The sequence below is a fragment of the Spirosoma luteolum genome, from assembly GCF_054778875.1.
This window is the reverse complement of record NZ_BAAGZE010000023.1, coordinates 92,696-114,789: the sequence shown is the minus strand read 5'-3', so window position 1 is coordinate 114,789 and position 22,094 is coordinate 92,696. Positions and strand designations below refer to the sequence as shown.

Here is a 22,094-nt window from a genome sequence, read left to right as displayed (position 1 = left end):
AACCTACACCCCCGAACAAAAAAAGCCCAAACCAATATTTTATTGAGTCTGCTCCTGAAGGGTGGGGGAATGGCTATATCGCTTATACTGGTTCCGCTGACAATAGATTACCTATCTAAGGAGACGTATGGTACCTGGCTGACAATCAGCTCGATCGTAACCATGCTGACTTTTTTCGATATTGGTATCGGCAATGGACTGCGCAATAAACTGGCTGAGGCTGTCTCGAGAGACGATAAAGTTCTCGCCCGATCGTATGTGACCACAGCTTATGTAGCCTTTGGCTGGCTACAGGCCGCATTTATTGTCCTGTTTATACTGGGTATCCAGTTTGTGCCGTGGCAACGTATTCTGAATACGACAATCGACAGTGAAAATTTACAGCGGGTGGTCTTGATTGCTATGGTATCGATATCGGCAAAATTGGTGCTGGATATCCTATCCTATGTCCTTTTCGCGCTTCAACGTTCAGGATTAGTTAGTTTGATAAACTTCGTCTCGAACAGTCTGATTCTGGCAGGAACCTATACGCTGACGAAACTGACGCAAACCGATATGTCGCTTCTGGCCATCGTTACGTTTATCAGCCCCATAGTGGTGCTGCTGGTGGCGAGTGTTGTGCTCTATATAGGACCCTTACAGGAATACAGGCCCGCTCTGGCTCTTTATAACAAACAATATATCCGCGATCTGCTGTCATTGGGCTATAAGTTCTTTGTCATTCAGATGGCCGTTATTGTACTGTTTTATACTGATAACCTGGTCATAACGCAGCTGTTTGGGCCTGGCGAAGTAACGACTTACAATGTTGCGTTTCGTTATTTCAACGCCATCAATACCATTTTTATCATTGCTATCACCCCTTACTGGTCAGCGTTTACCGAAGCCTTTGTGAAGAATGACCGGAGCTGGATGAACAGGACGTATAGGCATTTGCAGAAACTTTGGCTTGGGCTGGTTATATTGGTGGTTGTGATGATCCTGGTGGCTGACGTCGTATATGCGTTCTGGGTTAGCGATCGCGTGGTGGTACCTAAGTTACTGAGTGTAACGACAGGCCTGTTTGTGGTAATCAGTTGCTGGAATAATGTGACGGTAGCTGTTGTAAATGGGGTAGGGAAGGTGCGGTTGCAGTTATATTACTCGCTGGCATCGGCCGCTCTTAATATTCCTTTAGCTATATTATTTGGTAAATACCTACAGTTGGGTAGTGCAGGGGTTATGTTGGCGACTAGTCTGTCGCTGTCGATTGGTTCAGTAGTAGGTGGGTTACAGGCGAAGAAAATTCTTAATGGAACAGCATACGGATTATGGAACAAATAAATCCACCGCAACAGAAGCAATGTACCATTTGCTCAGCAACTGCCCGCCCTTACTGCCAAGCAAAAGTGCTCGGTAAATACGACGTTCAGTATTACCGTTGCGAACAGTGTGGGTTCATTTTGACCGAAGATCCATACTGGCTCCCGGAGGCTTATAACTCGGCCATTACAAAACTCGACATTGGGCTGGTCATGCGTAATGAGCTGATGGCGCCACTGGTACAATCGGTTATTAAGTGCTGGTATGACAGGAAAGGAAAGTTTGTAGACTACGGTGGTGGTTATGGTATGTTCACCCGGATGATGCGTGATCGGGGCTTCGACTACTACCGACAGGATATTCACTGCGCCAATTTGTTTGCCGAATCGTTTGATGTAGAAGATACGTCAACGTTCAGGGCCGATCTGGTCACGGCTTTTGAAGTGATGGAGCATTTGATCGATCCGGTCGAAGAGGTGAAGAAGATGCTGGTGTACAGCGATACTATCCTCTTCTCAACTATGGTTCAGCCCACAAACGACGTGAAGCCTGAGACATGGTGGTATTTTACGCCAGAGACAGGACAGCATATTGCCCTGTACAGCCGGGAGTCCTTACGGCAACTGGCTCGAAAGTTTGATCTGAATTATTACTGGAACGAGCAAAATATACACCTGTTTACCCGCAAGCAAATTCCAAACAACCTGTTTAAATTGGTAACGCATCCACGCATCAGCCCAGTGTATAATTTTTTATCGGGAAATACGGGCAGTTTGCTTGATCGTGACTTTGGTTTCATTCAAACTAAAGTCACAGTCTAACCCCATATTTTTTTACGTAGTCAGGGAGAGCATGCGTACCTTTTTCGATTATCAGACATTTTCATTACAGGCGTACGGGGGCATTTCCAGATATTATACGGAACTGATAACTGGTATCAACAAAACGGAAGATAACGAAGCGTATCTGCCATTACTTGTTTCTGACAATATCCACCTGGCGGAGGCTGGTATAGCTCCGGGCCTGTCGCTCAGGCGATATGGTTTTTACAAAAAGGTACAGATCATGTACCGGCTCAACCAGCTTTACACTGTCGCTAAACTGAAGAGTAAAGAATTTGACGTTTTTCACCCTACCTATTACGATCCTTATTTTCTACCTTATCTGCCTAAAAAGCCGTTTGTCGTCACGTTTCTTGACATGATACAGGAAAAGTTTTCCAGTCAGTTTCCTGATCTTGATGACAACGGCGTAACGTTCGCGCGCAAAAAAATCGTTGCAGAGCGGGCAGATCGTATCATTGCCATATCGGAGAGTACCAAAAAGGATATTGTTGAATACCTGCATGTAGACCCAGCCAAGATCGAGGTAATTTATTTAGGAAGTTCGTTTGAGGTTGCCACAAAAGTGCCAGTTGAAGGATCAAAAAAGCCTTACCTGTTATATGTTGGGCGACGGGAGCGTTACAAGAACTTTGCCGGTATGATGGTAGCCATCAGCGCAGTTCTGATTAAGCATGATGTTGAGTTAGTCTGTGCGGGCGGAGGAGCCTTTTCAAAAGAAGAACAGGAGTTCTTAAAAGCGCAAGGGGTTTCTAATCTGGTACGCCAGGAGCCAATCGACGATGAAAAGCTTAAAAAGATGTACCAGCATGCTGTCGGATTCATTTTTCCGTCGCTTTACGAGGGATTTGGTATTCCTGTTCTGGAAGCATTTGCCTGCGGCTGTCCCTGTGTTCTGACGAATCAAAGTTCACTGCCAGAGGTGGCCGGTGATGCGGCTTTGTATGCTGATCCAGCTGTACCGGAATCGATGGCTTTATGTGTAGATCGGCTGATTACGGATCAGGTACTGCGCGAAGAGTTGACGCGCCGAGGATTCGAACGGCTGAAACAGTTTTCGTGGAAAAATACCGTGACACGTACAATCAGCCTGTATCACCAATTGGTTTGACTTAGTGACTTTTTTGCCTGCGTATGACTAAGCCAATACTATCTATAATCACAGTAGTCTTCAATGCCCACACAACAATAGAGCATACACTACGTAGCGTTATAAGTCAGAAGAATGATTCTGTTGAGTATTGGCTTATCGATGGAGGGAGTACGGATGGGACGCTCGACGTGATAAGGCAGTATGCCAGTCAGCTAACAGGCTACATTAGCGAACCTGACAGGGGTATTTACGATGCTATGAATAAAGGCATCGATCGCTGCAATGGTGAGTGGGTTTATTTTCTGGGGGCCGATGACAGGCTCGCCGATGGCGCACTCGAATCAATCATTCCGCATTTGAAGCCCCCTTACCAACTCATTTATGGGAATACCCTGTTCGACAATGGCCATTTGATGAAGTCATCGCTGGGCAGTCGTACACTTGCGCAGAATACCGTGCATCATCAGAGTGCTTTTTATAACCGAGCGCTATTTGAGACATTTCAGTATGATACTACCCTTAAAATAATTTCAGATTATGAACTGAATTTGCGTGTTTATGTATTCAGTGTTCCTGCAGAGTATATACCTATAACGGTTGCTATATGTGCCACGGGTGGTGCCAGTTCTAACCTGAATGAATCGCTAAAAGAAACCAATTTGATTCGCGCGCGCTACATAAAAAACCCCTTTAAAAATAAGCTGATCACCTTAGCGCTAAATCTTTATTACACGCAGAAAAAAATTCGCCATTACCTGTACGGCCATCAGGTCTGATACAGAGATAGCTCCTCGTCAACTTGGCAACTATATCCAACCCTAGCTTTCCTGAAATCAAACAGCAACGTCGACCAATTGCAGGGGCTGTTATCCTCTACAACAGCTCGGTCGATGTGATTGACAATATCAATTCTTATATCGGCCAGGTTGAACGACTTTATGTAATTGATAATTCGGACCAGGAACTGCCCGACCTCGTTAGGCAGTTCCTGAGCGCCAGGAAAAGCATTCGATATATCACCAATGCGGGTAACCTGGGCGTAGCTTATGCGCTGAACAAAGCATGCATAGCAGCCTGTGAAGAAGGTTTTTCGTTTTTGCTGACAATGGATGACGATAGTCTGGCGCCTAAGGGACTGGTCGAAAGGCTATACCAGGCATGGCTTGCTCAGCCCAATCCAGAACGGGTAGGAATCGTCTCAGTGCAACATCAGCGTGAACCCGATCTGGCCTATCTGGCGAAGCCGGTACGGTTTACCATGACATCCGGAAATTTACTGAACCTGCAGGGATATCGGGCAGTTGGGCCTTTTCTAGAATCCCTGTTTATCGATCATGTAGATCATGAGTACGGACTGAGGCTGGCTACTCAGGGGTATCAGGTACTGGAAGTACAGGGCCTTCGGCTAAACCACCGGCTGGGTATGCAGAAGGTGGGAAGAGTCTTGGGTGTAAAAGTTACCTTTGTGTCGCATAACCCTGTAAGACTCTACTATCTGGTGCGAAATGGGCTCTATGTAAGCCGACAATACGTCATTAAACAGACGGCATCGAGTGCGGTTATCCTCTGGTTGAGCCTGAAAGAGGTCATAAAATCGATTCTCCTTGAAGACCAGCGCCCGCAACGAATAGGCTTACTTGCCGAAGCGCTACGAGACGGGTTGCGGGGAAACTTGGGGAAGCGCTAGTCCTCGAGACGCAACTATGGAAATAGACCTCACTACCATACCAGCACTAGTCACATTAGCAATTTGTTTGCTGGTGGGCTACTATTTTCTGTACAGAAAATATATTTACGCTGTCATCGACCCACTTTTCCTTTTCGTGCTGGCAACCAGTTTTGCTAGTGTTCTGGTCATTGAAGTGGTTGTTGAAGAAAAAGATATCTGGCATTTTTTTGCTTGTCAGGCTGCTCTTATTCTGGGCTTCTACGTAGCCTATAAAAAACTTGCTCCTGCTGATGGTTTATCTGGCGACACTGTATACGGCTTTACGGACCAGAAGACGCTCGAATGGACTACGTATGTTTTGCTCAGCATTTACATCGTAGCGAACATTATCGTAGCCTATACAAAAGGGTTTGCGCTTCTTTCGGATGCACCGACTGAATCTAAAGTAGCCAATTTTCAGGGAGGGTTTGGGATTTTCAGAAAAATAAACTGGGGGGTTGGTATTTTTATAAGTTCCTCATTTCTGTTTTTGTATTTGATACAATCAAAAAGCAAATACCTCTATTTTTTGCTGATTGTGGCCGGCTTTACTGCACTCGAAGGGTCCAAAGGGTCTCTACTGCGCATTGTTATAGCGGCAGGTCTCGTATTTTATCATCCCGCTTTCTGGGAAAAAAGACGTCTGTTACAACGACTTAAGATCTATACACCTGTTGCGCTGATAGCGGTATTAGGCGTCGTGTTTACCGTACTTGTCAAAGAAAATGATGGTGCATCAGAAGCGTTCGTTGCATTTATCCGGCGGCTTCTGTACGGTGGCGATGTAGTACTCTATTTCTACACGCCCCAAAATGCCGATTACTTCGCCAATTTTACTAGTCTGGATTATTTTGTCAGACTGATTAACCCGATAACAGGCTTTTTTCGCATTCAGCCCTATCAGGAAGCCCTGGGTAATGTCATGGTCGAGAACATACGTCCGCCCGGTGTAATTGTCGATGTTACGGTAGGTCCAAATACCCCTTTTTACATTGAAGGATTGATTTATTTCGGGTATTGGGGGGGGATCATATACAGTTTTGTGGTAGGCTTGGTCTACGCACTGATGAGGGTATACTATTTTTCGATAGTTAGATCGAATGCCTTCTTCTTCGTCTTTGCAGCCAGTTTTCTTCAGCTGGTAACGGGTATGCTAACCGACGTAAATCTAGCTGTGACGCAAACTTTCGATATGATTTTTTTCTCGTTGCCGGTGTACATTCTGGTTAGTTTATACATAAATCGATCGGTGGGTTTATCCTGGGTAATAAGAAAAGGCAAACGGTCGCCACTACATACATAGCGTTATGATTTCTATTAGTGTTTGTATGGCAACGTACAATGGTGAACTATTCATCGGGCGTCAGCTTAGGTCTATTCTGGAACAGCTTGGCAGCCAGGATGAAGTTATTGTATCGGATGATGGGTCTACCGACAAGACTTTAGCGGTTGTTGGCAGTTTTGCAGACAGCCGGATTCGGATTTTTAAAAATGAGGGCAGAAGAGGACCGGTCGGAAACTTTGAAAATGCGTTGAGACAAGCATCGGGTCAATATATAGTGCTGGCCGATCAGGATGATGAGTGGTTACCGGGAAAATTGACTTCAGTGCAAAAGGCATTGCATACGGCTGATCTGGTACTAACAAACTGTCGGGTGGTCGATCAGCATGGGACGGTCATCTGGCCTTCGTTTTTCGTACATCGGGGTAGTAGGCCGGGCTTCATAAAGAACCTGTTGAAGAACTCATACGTAGGCTGCTGCATGGCATTTCGGCGTGACGTTCTAGCCTATGCACTGCCTTTTCCAGCACACATTCACATGCACGACTGGTGGATTGGCCTGCTGGTTGAAGCTAAAGGAAACGTCGCGTTCCTGACTGAACCAATGATCAACTACGTGCGTCATGGAAACAATGCTTCACCAACCGGTGAGGCTGGCTATGGATTACATAAGCAGATCATCAACAGGTTGCTGCTGATCACAAACCTGATACCAAGGCTACTCACATCGCCCCGCAAATCCTGAAAAATGATCTCTGTTGTAATACCTACATACAATGCAGTTGCTTACCTGCCTGCGCTGATCGATAAGCTTGCTGAACAAACCGTTGCGTATCAACTAATCATCATCGACTCACAATCGACCGACGGCACTCCCGAATGGCTAAAGTCCCGAAAGATTCCGTTTGTCTCGATTCCGACGGCAACATTCAACCACGGCGGAACCCGTAATCTTGGCGTTAGTCTGTGTGAGTATGAAAACGTTGTCATGTTGACTCAGGATGCCCTGCCTACCAGTGAAAAGACACTGCAGGTACTAGTTGATATGATGAATAGCCGACCCGATATTGGTATGGCCTACGGCCGTCAATTACCTTACCCGGGCGCCGATCTGATGAGCATCTATGCACGGTTGACCAATTACCCGTCGCAGAGTGATATCAAATCGATCGACGACATTCCAAGGCTGGGTATTCGAACCTGTCACTGTTCCAACTCATTCGCAGCTTACAAAAAATCGGCGTTGCTGGCAGTAGGGGGCTTTCCTACGGACACTGTGCTGGGTGAAGACGTGGTGGTAGCGGCCCGCCTGATCAAAGCAGGCCGCCCCCTGGCTTACTGCGCCGAAGCGCAGGTTTTGCATTCTCACAACTATACGTTAACCGAAGAGTTCAAGCGCTACTTCGACATTGGTGCCTTCCACCAGCAACAGCGGAATTTACTGAAGGATTTTCAGCGGGCGGAATCAGAAGGATTCCGGTACGTAGTAGACGAGTGGCGTTATTTGGTCAAGCAGGATGCTACGATCATGATTCCGACTCAACTTCTTCGTACCGGAGCCAAATATATCGGCTACCGGCTGGGCCGTATGCACGATCGTTTTTCGGCCAGTACAAAACGCCGGATGAGCATGCATGCCCGGTTCTGGTCGCAACTGCCTACAGCAAAATAGGGTCGTTTACCAAAAAATCGCTCAAGAGTTCCGCTGTACCACTATACGTAACCGACTCGCCGGATCCACTTCCCATTACACGGGGAGTAACAGTGACTGTGCCTATTCGATTGGCAAACGAGATACTGACCAGCACACCGGCAATGTCAAGGTAAGCCGGGTTGGTTGCACTTTTATCCAGTATGATAACCGTCGCCGACGGTGAATCCTGAGTACCAACGTTGTTCTGATTAATTAGTACCTGGGCCTGAAAGGCTAATACAGCACTCCCGCCAGAGCCATAACTCCCGGCCTTTATTACACCGTCGAGCCAGACTCTGTAATAGCCGCCCCGGCCGTTTGGTGAGGCCGTATTGTCAGCTTGTGTAAATTGCACGGCGTTGGCAGCTGTGATTGCCCCGTTGCTGCCCGCTCCGATGAACTGGTTGGAAAGCTGACGCAGGCGTCCACCTTTTTTTTCAAAAGGCTGCAATACGTTAAACGTAACGTTAGCAGATTTTTTGAGCAGGTTAGGCGAAATGATATACTGATTGCTCGGAATATCGTAACAGGTGATCTGGCCATTGATCAGCGATCCAGCGGCCTGCTGATTCGGATCGCTGGCCGGAGCATGATATACGATATACCGATTGTTACGTTCGGCAACTACCGGGAGCGTGACCCGCAGATTGAACCCTTTTGCAATTGAGCCAGACAGATCGACCAATTCCGTTGCAGGCGTTGTTACGTTTGCTGAGACAATATCAAAATCGTTACCTTCAAAACCAGCGTTCAGCACCCGCAACACCCGTGAGTAAGATTCAACGGTAGCGTGTATTTTCAGGTTTGTCGTGTAGTTGACACACAAAATAGCGGTTTCGTTAGTGCCATTTGCCGCCGAAAGTCGTCCTAAGTAACCGTGAAAATTCAGGCTGTTAGTCCCTAGTAAAACCATGGCAGGCTGACGTTTCTCGTAGCCCTGAAGGGAAGTGCCGTTAATACTGGTGACCCCCATAGAGCCGGTTCCGGCAGCCAGTGTCTGAAAGGGACTGGTAACGGTGAAGTTGGTACCCGTAGCGCCAAGGCTGGCCGCGTAACTCATGATAAGTGGCGTATTGGCCCGGATCGTGCATTCGTGGATATAGAACTCTTCACTCCGTACGTTGAGCAGCCCAATTGATCCAAAACCGCCATTGGCAGCGGGCTGGTCAATCATCTCGAAATAACACTTACGGATGCCACAGTTGAGCCCCCCATTGCTGGTCAGTGCGAACAGCACGCCAATTGTAGAGCGGTTTCCCCGGTCTGAGGTGACGAATGTAAAGTTTTCGCAGCCAGAAAGCGAGGAGCCACTAAAGTCAAACATTACACCACCTGTGTTGCCGATGATAATAGTGTTCAGGTACGGTCCACCATCGCCTGCCATCCATAAGCCGTTGGTGTTGGTGAGGTTGATTGGACCGGCGATGTAATAGTAACCAGCAGGAAAAAAAATGGTAACGCGATATTTCGCGCTTGTTCCACCCGAAATGCTCAGGTTTTTAGCGTAGTCTACGGCGCGTTGGATAGCAGCCCGATCGTCGGTGAATCCATCGCCAACTGCGCCAAACTGAGCATCTTTTACGTTAATCATAGTACTTTATACGGGGGAAATAAGTGAGGGATTACTGACTTGTGAAACGATATTGAAACCGGCGGTCTGGAGCACTGTCTCCGTTCAGGAAAAATTCGGTTATGCTGTTTAGATGCTGAATATTATCTGCCCAGTGGAAATCTATATGTACACCCTTTCCCGATTTTCTGACCAGTGTGAGTGGAACACTCAGTTCCAGTTCGTTACCCGTGTAGCGGAGTTGAGCTGTACCTGCACTGACCCACTTGGAGCCACTCCACCGGGTTATTACAGACTGATTACCTTTCACGGTGTAATTAACGAGAATATCATAGCCATTCCAGCCCGTTCTGTCAGATTGGTCGGTATCGATAAACAAAAGCATCCAGTTTTTCCCTCTTGACGGGGTTAGTGGCTGGGCTGTCTTGGCATAGAAATATACGTTTCTACTGTCGTAAGTCACTTTAGCATCAACTATGTCATTTCTTCCTGTGTTATTGATATAATTCATTTTGCTGTCGGCCCGGGGCCAGTTACGATGCATGACATCGCCGGCCGGGTCGCTGAATTTAGGCTTTACCGGCGACCATTCCTCAAATTTTCCATCTATGGCAATGGTTCTGGCAGAGGTAGCGACCTCAGTCGCGGGTAGTCCTTTGAAACGCCGTACGTTGGCAACCAGCTGGTAATAGTAGTTGTCAGTATAACCTCCTTTCATGGGGTCAATATCCCGGTTGAACTCTTGGTTATACAAGTCGATAAAATACGTTTGCCCTACTTTCAATGGTTTACCCATGTAGTTGTAGGCTTTGGTGCGGGCAGACGGATCGGGACGGTTTACATACCGTTGAGCAGTCCACTCATTCCAGCCGGCAACAAAAACAACAGCTGGGTCTACACTAAGGGCGCGTTTCCACTGCTCGGCAAAATATACGCCTTGCTGTGTCTGCGAAGTAGTACCCTGCCTATTGAGCGCCAATGAACGACCAGGTCGGTAACTTTTACCAATACTGTTATCGAATGGATGGCTGGCTACAGCCACCGGGATCTCTTCCGGAACCGCCGGATTCTTGTCCCATCCGTAGTGCTGGGGGGTACGATCGAGCCACTGCCAGTGGTGAGGCTCATTCTGAGTGTTGGTCCAGGCCCAGCTGTATCGCCATGTAAAAAAGTCGCGGATGGCCGGGTTCGTCATTTCTGCTTCTTTACCCAGCATAAGCGGTTTGCCCTGCCAGCGAAACCACAAGTCACTGTATAGGTTTTGAGCGTAGAACTGCTCATACAGTGTTGTAACGGTCTGTGGGCTTTTAGTGTAGGTGACGAAGCAGATGTAGGGAGTAGGTATACCTTTCTGGCGCATATCGCTCGAAATTGAGCAGAGCTTCTTTACTGTGCTCAGGTAGGTATCGCCGTTAGTAACATCCAGGAAAAGGATATCGATGCCGGCCAGCGTTAACATCTGCAGGTTTCGCCGGATCACCCATGGGTCGTCGGCTTTGAAGTAGCCTACTTCCGGCTCGCCCCACCAGTGCCAGGCTGTTTCCGGACCGTACCTGGGGTTTGTTGGGTTAGCCCGCGTCAGGGCTGATATATCATATACCCCTTTGTCGTTATATTGACCGTGAGTCAGAAAATAAAAGATACCCACGTACCGGTTGCGTTTAAATTTACCCGTAGCAGGATAAGTGGGCAGGGGACGACCGGCGCCATCGGTAGCTACCCAGCCGGCACTGATGGGGGGCACAATTGGAGACCCCGTTTCTGCCTGCACGAACGCCTTGGCGGGTCGCGACGAGTCAGGCATTGGAAAGACCAGTGGCAGAAGCAGGCCACTGGCTAACATACTTACGATGATTAGCCTCATTCTGTGCCGAAATGGGTTGTGTCATGAGTAAGTTAATCCGGCGGCTTTATGTTTTAGCGTATTTTTAGGAACCGGTCGTTTTTGAGTTTCCAGAAAGACCGTTGCATGGTGTATCTGGTTTGTGGGGCGGGGGCGCTTATTGTCGTTCGCCAGCCATATAGATTTCATGGGAATAGTTTCTGTACGTTGGCACGAACAATGCACACTGCCAGTATAAATTTAATTTTCGAATCGGCACTTTTACGATACTTTTGAGACCAAATAGATGATTATGAATCGACTACTATCGGCACTGACAGTTAGCCTTGTTTGTTCCTACGCAACCGCTCAAACCAACTACGTGTCCACAGCACCTGCTTCGGCTTCTCCCGGCGCCGATAATACGCTGGTTGGCGTTGGTGCCGGAAATCTCAATATGAGTGGGGCCAGTAACCTGTTCATTGGTCGTGGTACAGGCACACAGAATATGGCTGGCACCCAAAACGTGTTTTTAGGTGCTTCGGCTGGCAATCAAAATTCGTCTGGTCAGGGAAACTCATTTGTGGGGTTCAGTGCTGGTTTCAGCAATAACCAGGGTAATAACAACACCTTTCTGGGTAATACAGCGGGATACACCAACACGGCTGGGTACAATAACGTTTTCACCGGTTACCGGTCGGGCTATTTCAATGCACAGGGTAATAACAATGCATTTTTTGGCAGCGGATCTGGCTATTCGAATGCACAGGGTAGTGATAACACATTTCTGGGGTCTGACGCTGGCAGCGGCAATACAACTGGTAGCGGCAACACTTTTGTAGGTTCACTTTCCGGCGCATCAAATGCCGGATCCACGCAAAACACCTATGTAGGGGCCAATACAGGTCTGAACAACACAGGCAGCTCTAACACTTTTATTGGCTATGACGCAGGACGTAATAACCAGTCGGGTAGCTTCAACGTGTTTGTCGGACTATCGGCGGGGTTAAATAACACGACTGGTTTGGGTAACCTTTTTCTGGGTCAGCAAGCTGGTATAAACAACAGAACTGGTAGCTATAACCTTTTCATGGGTAATAGTGCAGGTAGCGCAACAACGGGGGGGGACGGAAATACGGCCATTGGTGATGGAGCCGGTCTGCACAATACAACAGGGCAGCGTAATACCAATATTGGTCGTTATGCTGGTCTGAACAACCAGACTGGATCTGACAACGTCTTCATTGGGTACGGTGCGAAAGCAGGTAATGCAAACCCAACCAACGTAACCAATGCTGTTGCTCTGGGGGCCAATGCAATTGTCAATGCCAGCAATAGCATTGTGTTGGGTGCAGGCGCCAATGTTGGTATTGGTACATCGGCACCTGCCAACAAACTGGAAGTGGTTAGCAACACGGCCAACACATCGGGCCTGCGTCTGACGAATCTGAAATCGAGCAGCCCGGTTACGATCACAGCTACCAAGTACCTGACCGTCGATGCCAATGGCGATGTGGTGCTGGGTAGTGCCAGTGGTTCGGGACGCGTGGGTGTCGACGAAACGGCTGGCATGTGGTCAGTTAATGGCGATAACATTGCCAATACCAATAGCGGTGGCGTTGTGATTGGCCCGGGGGTAAGCAAAACGCCGGCTGGCTATCGACTGTTTGTAGCCGATGGTATCCTGACAGAAAAAGTGAAAGTAGCCGTCAAAAGCACCAACGACTGGTCGGACCGTGTGTTTGAAGCCGGTTATCACCTGCGTAAACTGGCCGAAGTTGAAACGTTTATCAATCGTGAGAAACACCTGCCGGGTGTGCCATCAGCCCAGGAAGTTGTCAATGAAGGCGTCGACGTGGGCCAGATGCAGGCTAAACTGCTGGAAAAGGTAGAGGAGCTAACGCTCTACGTTATCGATCTCAAAAAAGAGAACGAGCTGTTGAAAAAGAAAAGCCGCGCGCTTGAGCAACGCGTAAACCGGATCAAAACGGCAAAACGTAATTAATATGCGCGGAATCATCTTAGTAGTGGCCTGCCTGTCGGCGTGGGCCGCCCACGCCCAGTCACCGCGTCAGTCGGTTCGGATTCAAATCAGCTACGAGCAGGGTACCCGGCATCTGGAACAGGCTGTAGCCTTTATCGAAGCGGTGAACACCATCCAGGCCTCAACTGCGGTCGACTATCAGGCTGGTCGCTCCGTATCCTTGCTGCCTGGCTTCGAAGCGCAGACAGGTAGTACCTTCTCGGCCTTTATAAAACCGGTTGCCGCCGAGAATGAAACACCGCTTCAACTGGCTGCCTACCCGAACCCATTCGAGCAGACAACCCTGATTGAGTACTATCTGCCGGCCGATGGCAAAGTAAATCTCTGGATTATGGACGCACAGGGTAAACCTATTCGTCAACTGGTGGACGCACAGGACCAGAAAGCCGGTAAGTATCAGATCGAGTGGAAAGCCGAGTCTGTTTCTGCGGGGATTTATGTGCCCGTTCTGGAGTCGAATCAGCAACGAACCAGCAGTCGTCTTGTCAAGAAATAAGTTAGTTTCCTTAATAAAAAACGCTCCCTGCAAACACAGGGAGCGTTTTTTGTGGAACAGAACTTAATTTATAGGTAAACGTGGTCAATAGATCTTTGGTCGCATTGCGGTGGCCGCTTATATAAACCGCTGGATAAGTTAAAGGGTAAAGTTGGATTTAAGTTGTAATTTGCAATGAATAACAGCCGTACCGTAGGATAATTTAAAGATAAAACAGGGTGATGTGAATCGACATGCGTCTCTCTTTCGCTGTTTTTCTCCTGGCCTGATCATTCTGTACGCTTAATGAGTTAATCATGAGGCATCGCTATTCCATACTCTTCTTTCCACTCCACATCATCGTCGACTTTTTAAGTCTGAATGCTGCTTTCGTGGGTGCCTACTGGATTAAATTCGGCGTGGTTGAGCCGGTGACCCGTTTCCCGTACGATTCACTCTGGATTGCTTTTAATCTGATCTGGCTTATCGAGATCATTGTTGCCAAACCATACATTTTTCCAAGGCAGCTGTTTAAACTCGACCATCTCTTACGCAAACTGCTTGTTCTTACTGCCGTTCATACGGCTATCGTAGCCGTCTTCTGGATCGCTGTCAAAGGCTACTATTACTCCAGGGAACAGCTGCTGATTACGTACGTTCTGTTTATCATTATGGCCTCCCTGTTTCGGATTGGGGGGCTACTGTTTTTGCGGGAATATCGCGCGCGAGGGTATAATAACCGACGTTATGCGGTCGTTGGGTATGGGAAACTGGCCACAACCATTCGTAGTTTTTACGATGCCCATCCCGAAATGGGTTTTCAGTTCTGTGGCTATTTCGACGAACCCAACCCGGAAAATCGGGGGCAGTTGCTGGGTTCGTATGACGACCTGCCGTATCACATACAGAAAAGCGAAATCGACTGCGTATATTGCTGTATGCCCTACATCGATAACGAGCGGCTACGCAGTATCGTCGATGTAGCCGAAACCGCCAATTACCAGGTTAAACTGCTCATCGACTTCCGGGGTTTTCTGGCGCGGGGCGCGTCGGTTGAGTATCACGATTTTCTGCCGGTACTTAACGTATCCTCGCAGATGCTGACCGATTTTCAGGTCAATGTCCTGAAGCGCGGGTTCGATATTATTTTCTCGCTGGTAGCCATCGGGCTTGGATCACCGTTGCTGCTGCTGGTAGGACTCATTACGAAGTGTACCTCGAAAGGGCCCATGCTGTATGCACAGGAACGCATCGGGCAGGATGGTAAGCCGTTTACGATCTACAAGTTTCGGAGTATGTACACCAATGCCGAAGCGGCCGGTCCGTCGCTGTCGGCGGGGGCCCGCGACAACCGGATTACCCCCTGGGGGCGATTTATGCGGCAAACCCGCCTGGATGAACTGCCACAGTTCTTCAATGTGCTGAAGGGCGACATGTCGGTAGTTGGGCCCCGGCCAGAGCGTCAGTTCTTTATCGATCAAATTATCGAAGTGGCGCCAGAGTACAGGAATTTGTTGAAAGTGAAGCCCGGCATTACATCAATCGGGCAGGTTGAGTTCGGATACGCAGCCAGTATTGAGGAGATGGTGCAGCGCTTGAGCTACGATCTGCTTTATACCGAGCGTCGATCCTTCTTCTACGATATGTGGATCATCATGCAAACCGTACGTGTGATGGTGCAGGGACGTGGTAAATAGCTGGCGTTCGTACCGCTGTCGTGTCCGGCACTCGCTATAGGCAACGTTATGCGATTTTCTACATGTGTCGTCTGGACAGGACTCCTGTTCGCCATCACGCAGTTTGTCTCCTTTGGCCAGCCCGCTGCCCGCCAGACCCAGTACGCGGCCGAAACGGGCGTACTGGCCGCTTCTGACCAGACACCGTTCTGGTTACGCGCCAATCAGTACGGGATCGTTCCACTTCAGCCCTCATCGCTCCGACTATCGGGAGGAATCTGGTCTGACTACCGCCCTACTGATACGACCGTCAGTCGCCGGAAAACCGATTGGGGCTATGGCCTCAACGTTGTTGCCAATGCCGGCACAAATTCTCAGTTTCTTATTCCGGAAGCGTACGTAAAGGGCCGTCTGGGTGTCTTTGAACTCTACGTTGGCCGTCGGCGCGAACTGGTCGGTCTGGTAGATACAACGTTGACCATGGGAGCCTACGCCTGGTCAGGGAATGCATTGCCCATACCCAAGGTGCAGATTGGGTTACCGACGTTTACACCCATTGGCTTCACAAAAGGGTTTGTATCCGTTCTGAGCACCTATTCGCACGGCTGGTTTGAGAACCGCGATCGGTATGTAAAGGGCTCTTATCTGCATCAGTTTCAATTCTACGCCCGGTTGGGTAAGGCAGACGCCCGGGTTCGGGTTTATGGTGGCTTTAACCACCAGGTCATCTGGGCCGGGCAGGCAGGTCCCAATGTGTTATCGCCCCTGGTATCGGTAGATGGAAAGCTGCCCTCGGCCATTCGGTACTACCCGGCCGTGGTCATTGGCGAACGGGGATTATTTGATGCCGATGACAGGAATGTAACCTCGTTTGAAGACAATCGGATCGGCAATCATCTGGGTTCGGTCGACTTTGCGGCCGATGTGAACCTGGGCAACTGGAACGCATTCATCTACCGGCAGTTTCCCTACGACGATGGGTCGCTCTTCTACCTGACCAATATTCAGGACGGACTCAATGGATTGCGGCTCAAGAACAGAAGCCAGCCATCGGGGTCGTTGTTTTCGGTACGGCAGGTAACGCTCGAATACCTGTTTACGGGAAGTCAGGGCGGGCCTGAATTTGTGATCGAAGACCCCAAACGGCGGGGCCGCGACGACTATTTCAACCACGCGCAGTTTATCGATGGCTGGACGTATTTTGGCCGTTCATTGGGAAATCCGTTTCTGACGCCGGCCAATGAAGTACAGTCCGACTTAAAAACCCGTGATTTCGGTATTGTGAATAACCGCGTGAGCGCAGTTCATCTGGCCATACGGGCGCTTGTCTACAACAAACTCGATCTGACAGCCCGGCTGTCGTATAGCGTAAACGCCGGAACATATCCCATGCCTTATCTGGCGATGCCCCGGCAAGTATCGGGTATGCTTACAGCAGCGCTACCCGTCGGGCTGTTTGGCGGAACCGTGCTGAGTGGGTCACTGGCCGTTGATGCGGGCTCACTGTTGCCCAAAAGTGTAGGTGGCTACGTGAGCCTTCGCAAAAGCGGGGTGTTAAGGGGTAAAGGTACTGATACTAAAGCGGCTGGCCGTTTGTCGACGCAGTAACCAGTGGTCATATAGCAAGACCGCTGGTTCGAAATAAAGAAATGTTGCCGGCCGATATGCGCTGGAAAAGAACCGGCCGTTCTAATTTTACAAAAACAGTCGATTAATTGTGAGTGTAGGCATGGTGCAGGTGCGTTGGAGCGGAAAGTGGATTACCGGGTTAGTACTGCTGATGTTGGTTGGGGCGTGTAAATCGGATACGCAGCGCCAGTTGACAAAATCAGCCAATGCGTTGCGGAGTTGCGCCGACGAACAGAAATTAAGTCCTGCCGAACAGCAGCGCATCAGGCAGCAGATTGGAGCCGATACCAAGACCGACAAAATTGCCGATATCATTCGCCAGAAGGTACGGGAAGGGTTCAACGGCAACGTCCTGATTGCGCAGAAAGGGCTCGTGCTCTATAAAAACTGCTTTGGCCTCGGCCACTTCGAGCGCGGTCAGCGCGATACGCTGGTCGAAGATTCAAAATTTCAGCTGGCATCGCTCTCCAAAACCTTTACGGCAGTCGGTACGCTTAAGCTGATCGAATTGGGGAAACTGAGTCTCGACGATTCGATTCAGAAGTTCTATCCTGATTTTCCGTACCACGGAATCAGCGTCCGGGAGTTGTTGAGCCACCGGAGCGGCCTGCCCAATTACGCCTACGCGTTTGATGACAGCATGAAGGTAAACTTCTACAAGCGGGAGAAGCCGTACCCCACCAATGCGACCATCATGCACTGGTTTGCAACCGTAAAACCAACTCCGCAGCGGTATAATATTCCGGGGCGGGGATTCAGCTACAGCAACACCAATTACATGGTGCTGGCGTCGATCATCGAGAAGGTGACAAAGCAAAGCTTTGAATCGTATATCAACAAAACCATTTTCGAGCCGCTGGGGATGCACGATACCTTCGTAGCGACGACCCGAAACGAAGCTTTCAACAAGCATAAAACGGCCGGCTATCAGTGGAATCGACGCATCCCGAAAGATTACTATGATGATGTAGTCGGTGATAAAGGGGTGTACTCGACCATCGGTGACCTGTTTCGGTGGTATCGGGCGCTCAACGGCAATTGCATTCTGCAGAAAAAGACGCTGGCTGAGGCCTTTATTCCACGCAGCTTCGAGAAGAAAAGCACCAAAAACTATGGATACGGTTTCCGGATGATGCTCGATAGCAATAATCAGCCTGAATACATTTACCATTCTGGCTGGTGGAAAGGCTACAACACCATGTTCTGGTTTAGCCCGAAAGATGAGTATGTGATCATTATGCTAGGCAACAAATACAACAAAACGGTCTACCGGGTGAAGGAACTGATCGAGGTCTTGCACGGGGGCGCCCCAGACGCCAAATCGGATCAGGATGCCGAAGTTGAAATATGAGTAGAGCCGGCCCCATGGCCGGCTTTTTTGATTCCGCACCTGCTGCTGCTCACGTCTCTACTCACCCCGATGCGTACCCTGCTTTACACCCTTACACTTGCTGCTGTGTTGTCGACTGCTTCTGCTCAGGAGGTTATCAAACTCTGGCCCGATGGGCAGATCCCAAATGCGATTGCCGGTGTTCCGGATGCCGAGAAAGCAGAAAAAGGAAGCGATGGTATCGACCGCATCAGCGACGTCTCGATACCCACCCTGACGGTTTATCGGCCCACGGGCAAGGCCAGTGGGGCTGCGGTAATGGTGTGTCCGGGGGGAGGCTATGGCATTCTGGCATCGGGCCACGAAGGGGTAGACATTGCCCGCTGGCTAAACGGGATGGGCGTAACGGCCTTCGTCCTGAAATACCGGCTTCCCAGCGATAAGCGGATGATCAACCAGCACGAGGTGCCGCTCATGGATGCCATGCAGGGTATGACCCTCATACGGCAGCGGGCCAGCCAGTACAAGCTCGACCCCGCCAAGATTGGTGTGATGGGCTTTTCGGCCGGCGGGCACCTGGCGTCGACGCTGGCCACGCACTACAATAAAGGCCCCCGTGCCAGCGAACAGGCCCGCCCCGATTTCGCTATCCTGATTTATCCGGTTATCACCTTTGGCGCCAATACGCACCCCGGTTCTAAAAATAATCTGTTGGGCAAACTCAATACATCCCCCGAACTAGTTGCCTACTATTCCAACGAACTGCAGGTGTCTGAGAAAACACCCCCCAGTTTTCTGGTGCATGCCGAAGATGATAAAGCTGTACCGGTGCAGAACAGCATCGATTACTACCTGGCCTGCCTGAAACACAAAGTACCCACTGAGATGCACCTGTATCCGGCCGGTGGACATGGCTTTGGCCTTCGCACGGCAAAATACGGTTCGCTGACTACCTGGCCAGCCAGTTGCAAAGCCTGGCTGACCGCTCTTGGCGCCGTCGACAGCAATTAATCAGACAGACCAGAAATATGTTTGTCACCAGGCCCTACGCCTGAGCATCATCTCAGGATAGGGCTTTTTTGTGGGTGCTAAACTATTTTATATCATAACATTTTGATTGTCAATGCATTGCTATAATGCTCTGAAAATAAATTTCCTTATTTATAAATAGTCTAATTAAGTTTGAGTCGAAAGTTCGGGGTAATACCTGATTCGGTCTACAGTGACTACCTGATTTACAACGATGAATTGACGCTCATGAAACAGTTATGCCTTCTCTTTTGGGCCATTTTATGTCCACTTATTCTGTCGGCTCAGTCTGATACGGGGACCATCACGGGTCTGGTCCAGCTGCCCGATGGCACACCTGCGACATCCACGCATGTCTGGATACGTGGTACGCAAGCAGGCGCTGTAACAGACGCCGAAGGGCGTTACACGATTGGACAGGTGCCGGCCGGTGAGCGCGTACTCGTGGCGAGTCGGATAGGATCGGGACGGGTTCGGCAATCCATGCTGGTGGTGGCCGGCCAAACCATAACGATACCCGCTGTGACCCTGACCGAGTCGGCCGAGACACTCGACGAAGTAACTGTGGCCGGTAAGCCAAGCTACAAGACTGATGTCGTTTCCGGCTCGCTCCGGCTAAAAACACCCCTACTCGAACTGCCTCAGAATGTACAGGTAATCAGTCGGCAATTGCTGGCCGATCAGCAGGTGTTCGATATGCTGGAGGGTGTTTCACGCAATGTGAGTGGTGTAACGAAACAGGAGCATTGGGATAATTACGCCCGGCTCAACATGCGGGGTTCCCGGATTGCTCCTTTCCGCAACGGCATGAATGTACAGTCGACATGGGGGCCGCTGGCCGAAGATATGTCGATGGTCGACCGGATTGAGTTTGTGAAAGGCCCGGCTGGCTTCATGATGGCCAACGGGGAGCCAAGCGGGTTCTATAATATTGTTACTAAAAAGCCCACTGGTGTTAACCGGGGAGAGGTGACACTGACAACGGGTAGCTTCGATACCTACCGGGCCGCCCTCGATCTGGATGGTCGGCTGTCGGCCGATGGTAAACTGCTGTATCGGTTCAACGTGATGGGTCAGGCCAAGGGTTCCTACCGGGATTTTGAATATAACAATCGGGTCACGCTGGCCCCCGTACTGACGTATAAGCTGAGTGAACAAACATCGCTCACGGCCGAATACACGTACCAGTACTCGCAGATGTCGGCGATTGGATCGGCTTATGTGTTTTCGAGAAACGGCTTTGGTGAACTACCGCGTAATGCCACTACGGCGTCGGCGAATCTCGATCCTACCCGCATCCATGATCACAGTGCTTTTCTGATTCTGAATCATCGGCTCGATCCCAACTGGCAATTGACGGGGCAGCTGGCTTATTTCAGCTATACACAGGTGGGTAGTTCGCTCTGGGCCGATTCGCTTAACACCCGGGGCGATCTCTACCGGCGGCTCAGCAGCTGGGATGCGGCCAATCAGGGCAAATTTGCACAGGTGTTTGTAAACGGTGATGTAACCACCGGACCCGTGCAGCACCGGCTGCTGCTGGGCCTCGACCTGGGCACCAAAGAATACATGGCCGACTGGAACCAGACGTTTGCACTCTACAACGACAGCTACACGTTCAACATCTATCGTCCAACCTATTACCTGCCGGCAGATCTCCTGCCCAAAATCGACCGGTCGACCAGCCTGCGTTACCGGGCGGGGGTGAATGTGCTGAGCCAGTCTTATTCGGGCGTTTACCTGCAGGACGAACTGTGGTTCTGGCGCGACCACGTACGGCTTACGCTGGCCGGCCGGATCACGTCGGCACGGGATAGCGAATATGGAGCCGGCACGGCCGAAACGGTATTTACCCCCCGGGTGGGCATTAGTGGTTCGCTCTCCCGGCAGACATCGATATATGCCCTGTACGATCAGGCATTTGTGCCGCAGGCGGGCGCTACAGCGCAGGGGATTGCCTTCAAGCCTGTAACGGGCGACAACGTGGAGGCTGGCATCAAGAAAGACTGGGCCAATGGCCGCTGGAACGCTACCGCATCGGTTTACCGAATCACCAAGAACAACGTACTCACCAGCGATCCTACCAATCCTACTTATTCGATCCAGCTGGGGCAGACGCAGACACGGGGTGTCGAGTTCGATCTGCGCGGAACACTGCTACCGGGCCTGAACGTAGTGGCCAACTACGCCCTCACCGACTCGAAGATCACCAGGGATACGCAGGCCGAGAATGTGGGTCAGCCCGTTCCGGGTTTTGCCCGCCACATCACCAATGCCTGGCTTGCCTATCGGTTGCAGACCGGCGCTCTGAAGGGTTTGGGCGTATCGTTTGGCTATCAATGGCAGCTCGATCGCTATGGCTGGTATGTCGATACGCAGTCGCGGGAGCCGGTTTTGCCCAACTATTTCCGCACCGACGGGGCCGTTTCGTGGCAGCACGACAAGCTCAGTCTGGCCCTGAACGTAAACAACCTGCTCAACGCTTACCTCTATTCGGGTTCGCCCTATCCGTATGGCGGCTACAATTACTACCAGATCGAGGCACCGCGTAACTATCGGCTTAGTCTGGGCTACCGATTCTAAAAGCAACAACATCCGG

The 22,094-nt window shown here is 50.0% G+C and carries 17 protein-coding genes; 15 read left to right on the top strand and 2 right to left on the bottom strand.

The features are described from left to right. Positions 1–42: 42 nt before the first annotated feature. From ACYVAC_RS20805 to ACYVAC_RS20770, 8 genes are read left to right on the top strand one after another with little or no spacing between them, the layout of a single operon-like run. The gene (locus ACYVAC_RS20805) at positions 43–1,323 is read left to right on the top strand and encodes a lipopolysaccharide biosynthesis protein (protein ID WP_461099730.1); all 1,281 of its coding nucleotides are present in this window, start codon (positions 43–45) and stop codon (positions 1,321–1,323) included. Continuing rightward, on the top strand, positions 1,311–2,123 hold the full coding sequence (locus tag ACYVAC_RS20800; RefSeq protein ID WP_461099729.1) for a class I SAM-dependent methyltransferase: 813 nt from the start codon (positions 1,311–1,313) through the stop codon (positions 2,121–2,123). Before ACYVAC_RS20805 ends, ACYVAC_RS20800 begins: the two co-directional genes overlap by 13 nt. A gap of 31 nt (positions 2,124–2,154) precedes the next feature. Beyond that, positions 2,155–3,255, top strand: a complete 1,101-nt coding sequence (locus ACYVAC_RS20795; protein ID WP_461099727.1) for a glycosyltransferase family 4 protein — start codon at positions 2,155–2,157, stop codon at positions 3,253–3,255. Positions 3,256–3,278: 23 nt separating this feature from the next. Continuing rightward, on the top strand, positions 3,279–4,013 hold the full coding sequence (locus ACYVAC_RS20790; protein ID WP_461099726.1) for a glycosyltransferase family 2 protein: 735 nt from the start codon (positions 3,279–3,281) through the stop codon (positions 4,011–4,013). A gap of 23 nt (positions 4,014–4,036) precedes the next feature. Continuing rightward, positions 4,037–4,924: a glycosyltransferase gene (locus tag ACYVAC_RS20785; RefSeq protein WP_461099725.1), complete on the top strand. Its 888-nt coding sequence runs from the start codon at positions 4,037–4,039 to the stop codon at positions 4,922–4,924. A 16-nt stretch (positions 4,925–4,940) separates the two neighbouring features. Further along, the gene (locus ACYVAC_RS20780) at positions 4,941–6,248 is read left to right on the top strand and encodes an O-antigen polymerase (protein WP_461099724.1); all 1,308 of its coding nucleotides are present in this window, start codon (positions 4,941–4,943) and stop codon (positions 6,246–6,248) included. Positions 6,249–6,273: 25 nt separating this feature from the next. After that, entirely contained in the window at positions 6,274–6,972 is a 699-nt protein-coding gene (locus tag ACYVAC_RS20775) for a glycosyltransferase family 2 protein (RefSeq protein WP_461099723.1), read from the top strand. Between the two features lie 3 nt (positions 6,973–6,975). After that, a complete protein-coding gene (locus ACYVAC_RS20770) occupies positions 6,976–7,899 on the top strand; it encodes a glycosyltransferase family 2 protein (RefSeq protein ID WP_461099722.1) in 924 nt (307 codons plus the stop codon). Here the strand turns inward: ACYVAC_RS20770 and ACYVAC_RS20765 are convergent. Further along, complete coding sequence (locus tag ACYVAC_RS20765) at positions 7,886–9,511, bottom strand: glycosyl hydrolase family 28-related protein (protein ID WP_461099721.1); 1,626 nt, start codon at positions 9,509–9,511, stop codon at positions 7,886–7,888. The genes ACYVAC_RS20770 and ACYVAC_RS20765 overlap by 14 nt on opposite strands. Before the next feature lie 31 nt (positions 9,512–9,542). Continuing rightward, positions 9,543–11,354 (bottom strand): hypothetical protein, encoded by a 1,812-nt coding sequence (locus tag ACYVAC_RS20760; protein WP_461099720.1) that lies wholly within the window; start codon positions 11,352–11,354, stop codon positions 9,543–9,545. 271 nt (positions 11,355–11,625) lie between these two features. Between ACYVAC_RS20760 and ACYVAC_RS20755 the strand changes: the two genes are divergently transcribed. From ACYVAC_RS20755 to ACYVAC_RS20725, 7 genes are all read left to right on the top strand, one after another. Further along, positions 11,626–13,317, top strand: coding sequence for a beta strand repeat-containing protein (locus ACYVAC_RS20755; RefSeq protein ID WP_461099719.1), 1,692 nt, complete (start codon positions 11,626–11,628; stop codon positions 13,315–13,317). Between the two features lies 1 nt (position 13,318). Continuing rightward, complete coding sequence (locus ACYVAC_RS20750; RefSeq protein WP_461099718.1) at positions 13,319–13,852, top strand: T9SS type A sorting domain-containing protein; 534 nt, start codon at positions 13,319–13,321, stop codon at positions 13,850–13,852. A 296-nt stretch (positions 13,853–14,148) separates the two neighbouring features. Then, complete coding sequence (locus tag ACYVAC_RS20745) at positions 14,149–15,528, top strand: sugar transferase (protein ID WP_461099717.1); 1,380 nt, start codon at positions 14,149–14,151, stop codon at positions 15,526–15,528. 48 nt (positions 15,529–15,576) lie between these two features. Beyond that, positions 15,577–17,115: a capsule assembly Wzi family protein gene (locus tag ACYVAC_RS20740; RefSeq protein WP_461099716.1), complete on the top strand. Its 1,539-nt coding sequence runs from the start codon at positions 15,577–15,579 to the stop codon at positions 17,113–17,115. Positions 17,116–17,236: 121 nt separating this feature from the next. Continuing rightward, entirely contained in the window at positions 17,237–18,487 is a 1,251-nt protein-coding gene (locus ACYVAC_RS20735; RefSeq protein ID WP_461100178.1) for a serine hydrolase domain-containing protein, read from the top strand. A gap of 69 nt (positions 18,488–18,556) precedes the next feature. Beyond that, the gene (locus ACYVAC_RS20730; protein WP_461099715.1) at positions 18,557–19,477 is read left to right on the top strand and encodes an alpha/beta hydrolase; all 921 of its coding nucleotides are present in this window, start codon (positions 18,557–18,559) and stop codon (positions 19,475–19,477) included. 246 nt (positions 19,478–19,723) lie between these two features. Continuing rightward, on the top strand, positions 19,724–22,078 hold the full coding sequence (locus ACYVAC_RS20725) for a TonB-dependent siderophore receptor (protein WP_461099714.1): 2,355 nt from the start codon (positions 19,724–19,726) through the stop codon (positions 22,076–22,078). The last annotated feature ends 16 nt before the right edge of the window (positions 22,079–22,094 follow it).

Bases quoted from the DNA above. Each gene is read 5' to 3' on its own strand.
- ACYVAC_RS20730 (WP_461099715.1), top strand. From the start codon at position 18,557: ATGCGTACCCTGCTTTACACCCTTACACTTGCTGCTGTGTTGTCGACT.
- ACYVAC_RS20780 (WP_461099724.1), top strand. From the start codon at position 4,941: ATGGAAATAGACCTCACTACCATACCAGCACTAGTCACATTAGCAATT.
- ACYVAC_RS20740 (WP_461099716.1), top strand. From the start codon at position 15,577: ATGCGATTTTCTACATGTGTCGTCTGGACAGGACTCCTGTTCGCCATC.
- ACYVAC_RS20745 (WP_461099717.1), top strand. From the start codon at position 14,149: ATGAGGCATCGCTATTCCATACTCTTCTTTCCACTCCACATCATCGTC.
- ACYVAC_RS20770 (WP_461099722.1), top strand. From the start codon at position 6,976: ATGATCTCTGTTGTAATACCTACATACAATGCAGTTGCTTACCTGCCT.
- ACYVAC_RS20765 (WP_461099721.1), bottom strand. From the start codon at position 9,511: ATGATTAACGTAAAAGATGCTCAGTTTGGCGCAGTTGGCGATGGATTC.
- ACYVAC_RS20795 (WP_461099727.1), top strand. From the start codon at position 2,155: ATGCGTACCTTTTTCGATTATCAGACATTTTCATTACAGGCGTACGGG.
- ACYVAC_RS20750 (WP_461099718.1), top strand. From the start codon at position 13,319: ATGCGCGGAATCATCTTAGTAGTGGCCTGCCTGTCGGCGTGGGCCGCC.
- ACYVAC_RS20800 (WP_461099729.1), top strand. From the start codon at position 1,311: ATGGAACAAATAAATCCACCGCAACAGAAGCAATGTACCATTTGCTCA.
- ACYVAC_RS20760 (WP_461099720.1), bottom strand. From the start codon at position 11,354: ATGAGGCTAATCATCGTAAGTATGTTAGCCAGTGGCCTGCTTCTGCCA.
- ACYVAC_RS20755 (WP_461099719.1), top strand. From the start codon at position 11,626: ATGAATCGACTACTATCGGCACTGACAGTTAGCCTTGTTTGTTCCTAC.
- ACYVAC_RS20775 (WP_461099723.1), top strand. From the start codon at position 6,274: ATGGCAACGTACAATGGTGAACTATTCATCGGGCGTCAGCTTAGGTCT.
- ACYVAC_RS20735 (WP_461100178.1), top strand. From the start codon at position 17,237: ATGGTGCAGGTGCGTTGGAGCGGAAAGTGGATTACCGGGTTAGTACTG.
- ACYVAC_RS20725 (WP_461099714.1), top strand. From the start codon at position 19,724: ATGAAACAGTTATGCCTTCTCTTTTGGGCCATTTTATGTCCACTTATT.
- ACYVAC_RS20790 (WP_461099726.1), top strand. From the start codon at position 3,279: ATGACTAAGCCAATACTATCTATAATCACAGTAGTCTTCAATGCCCAC.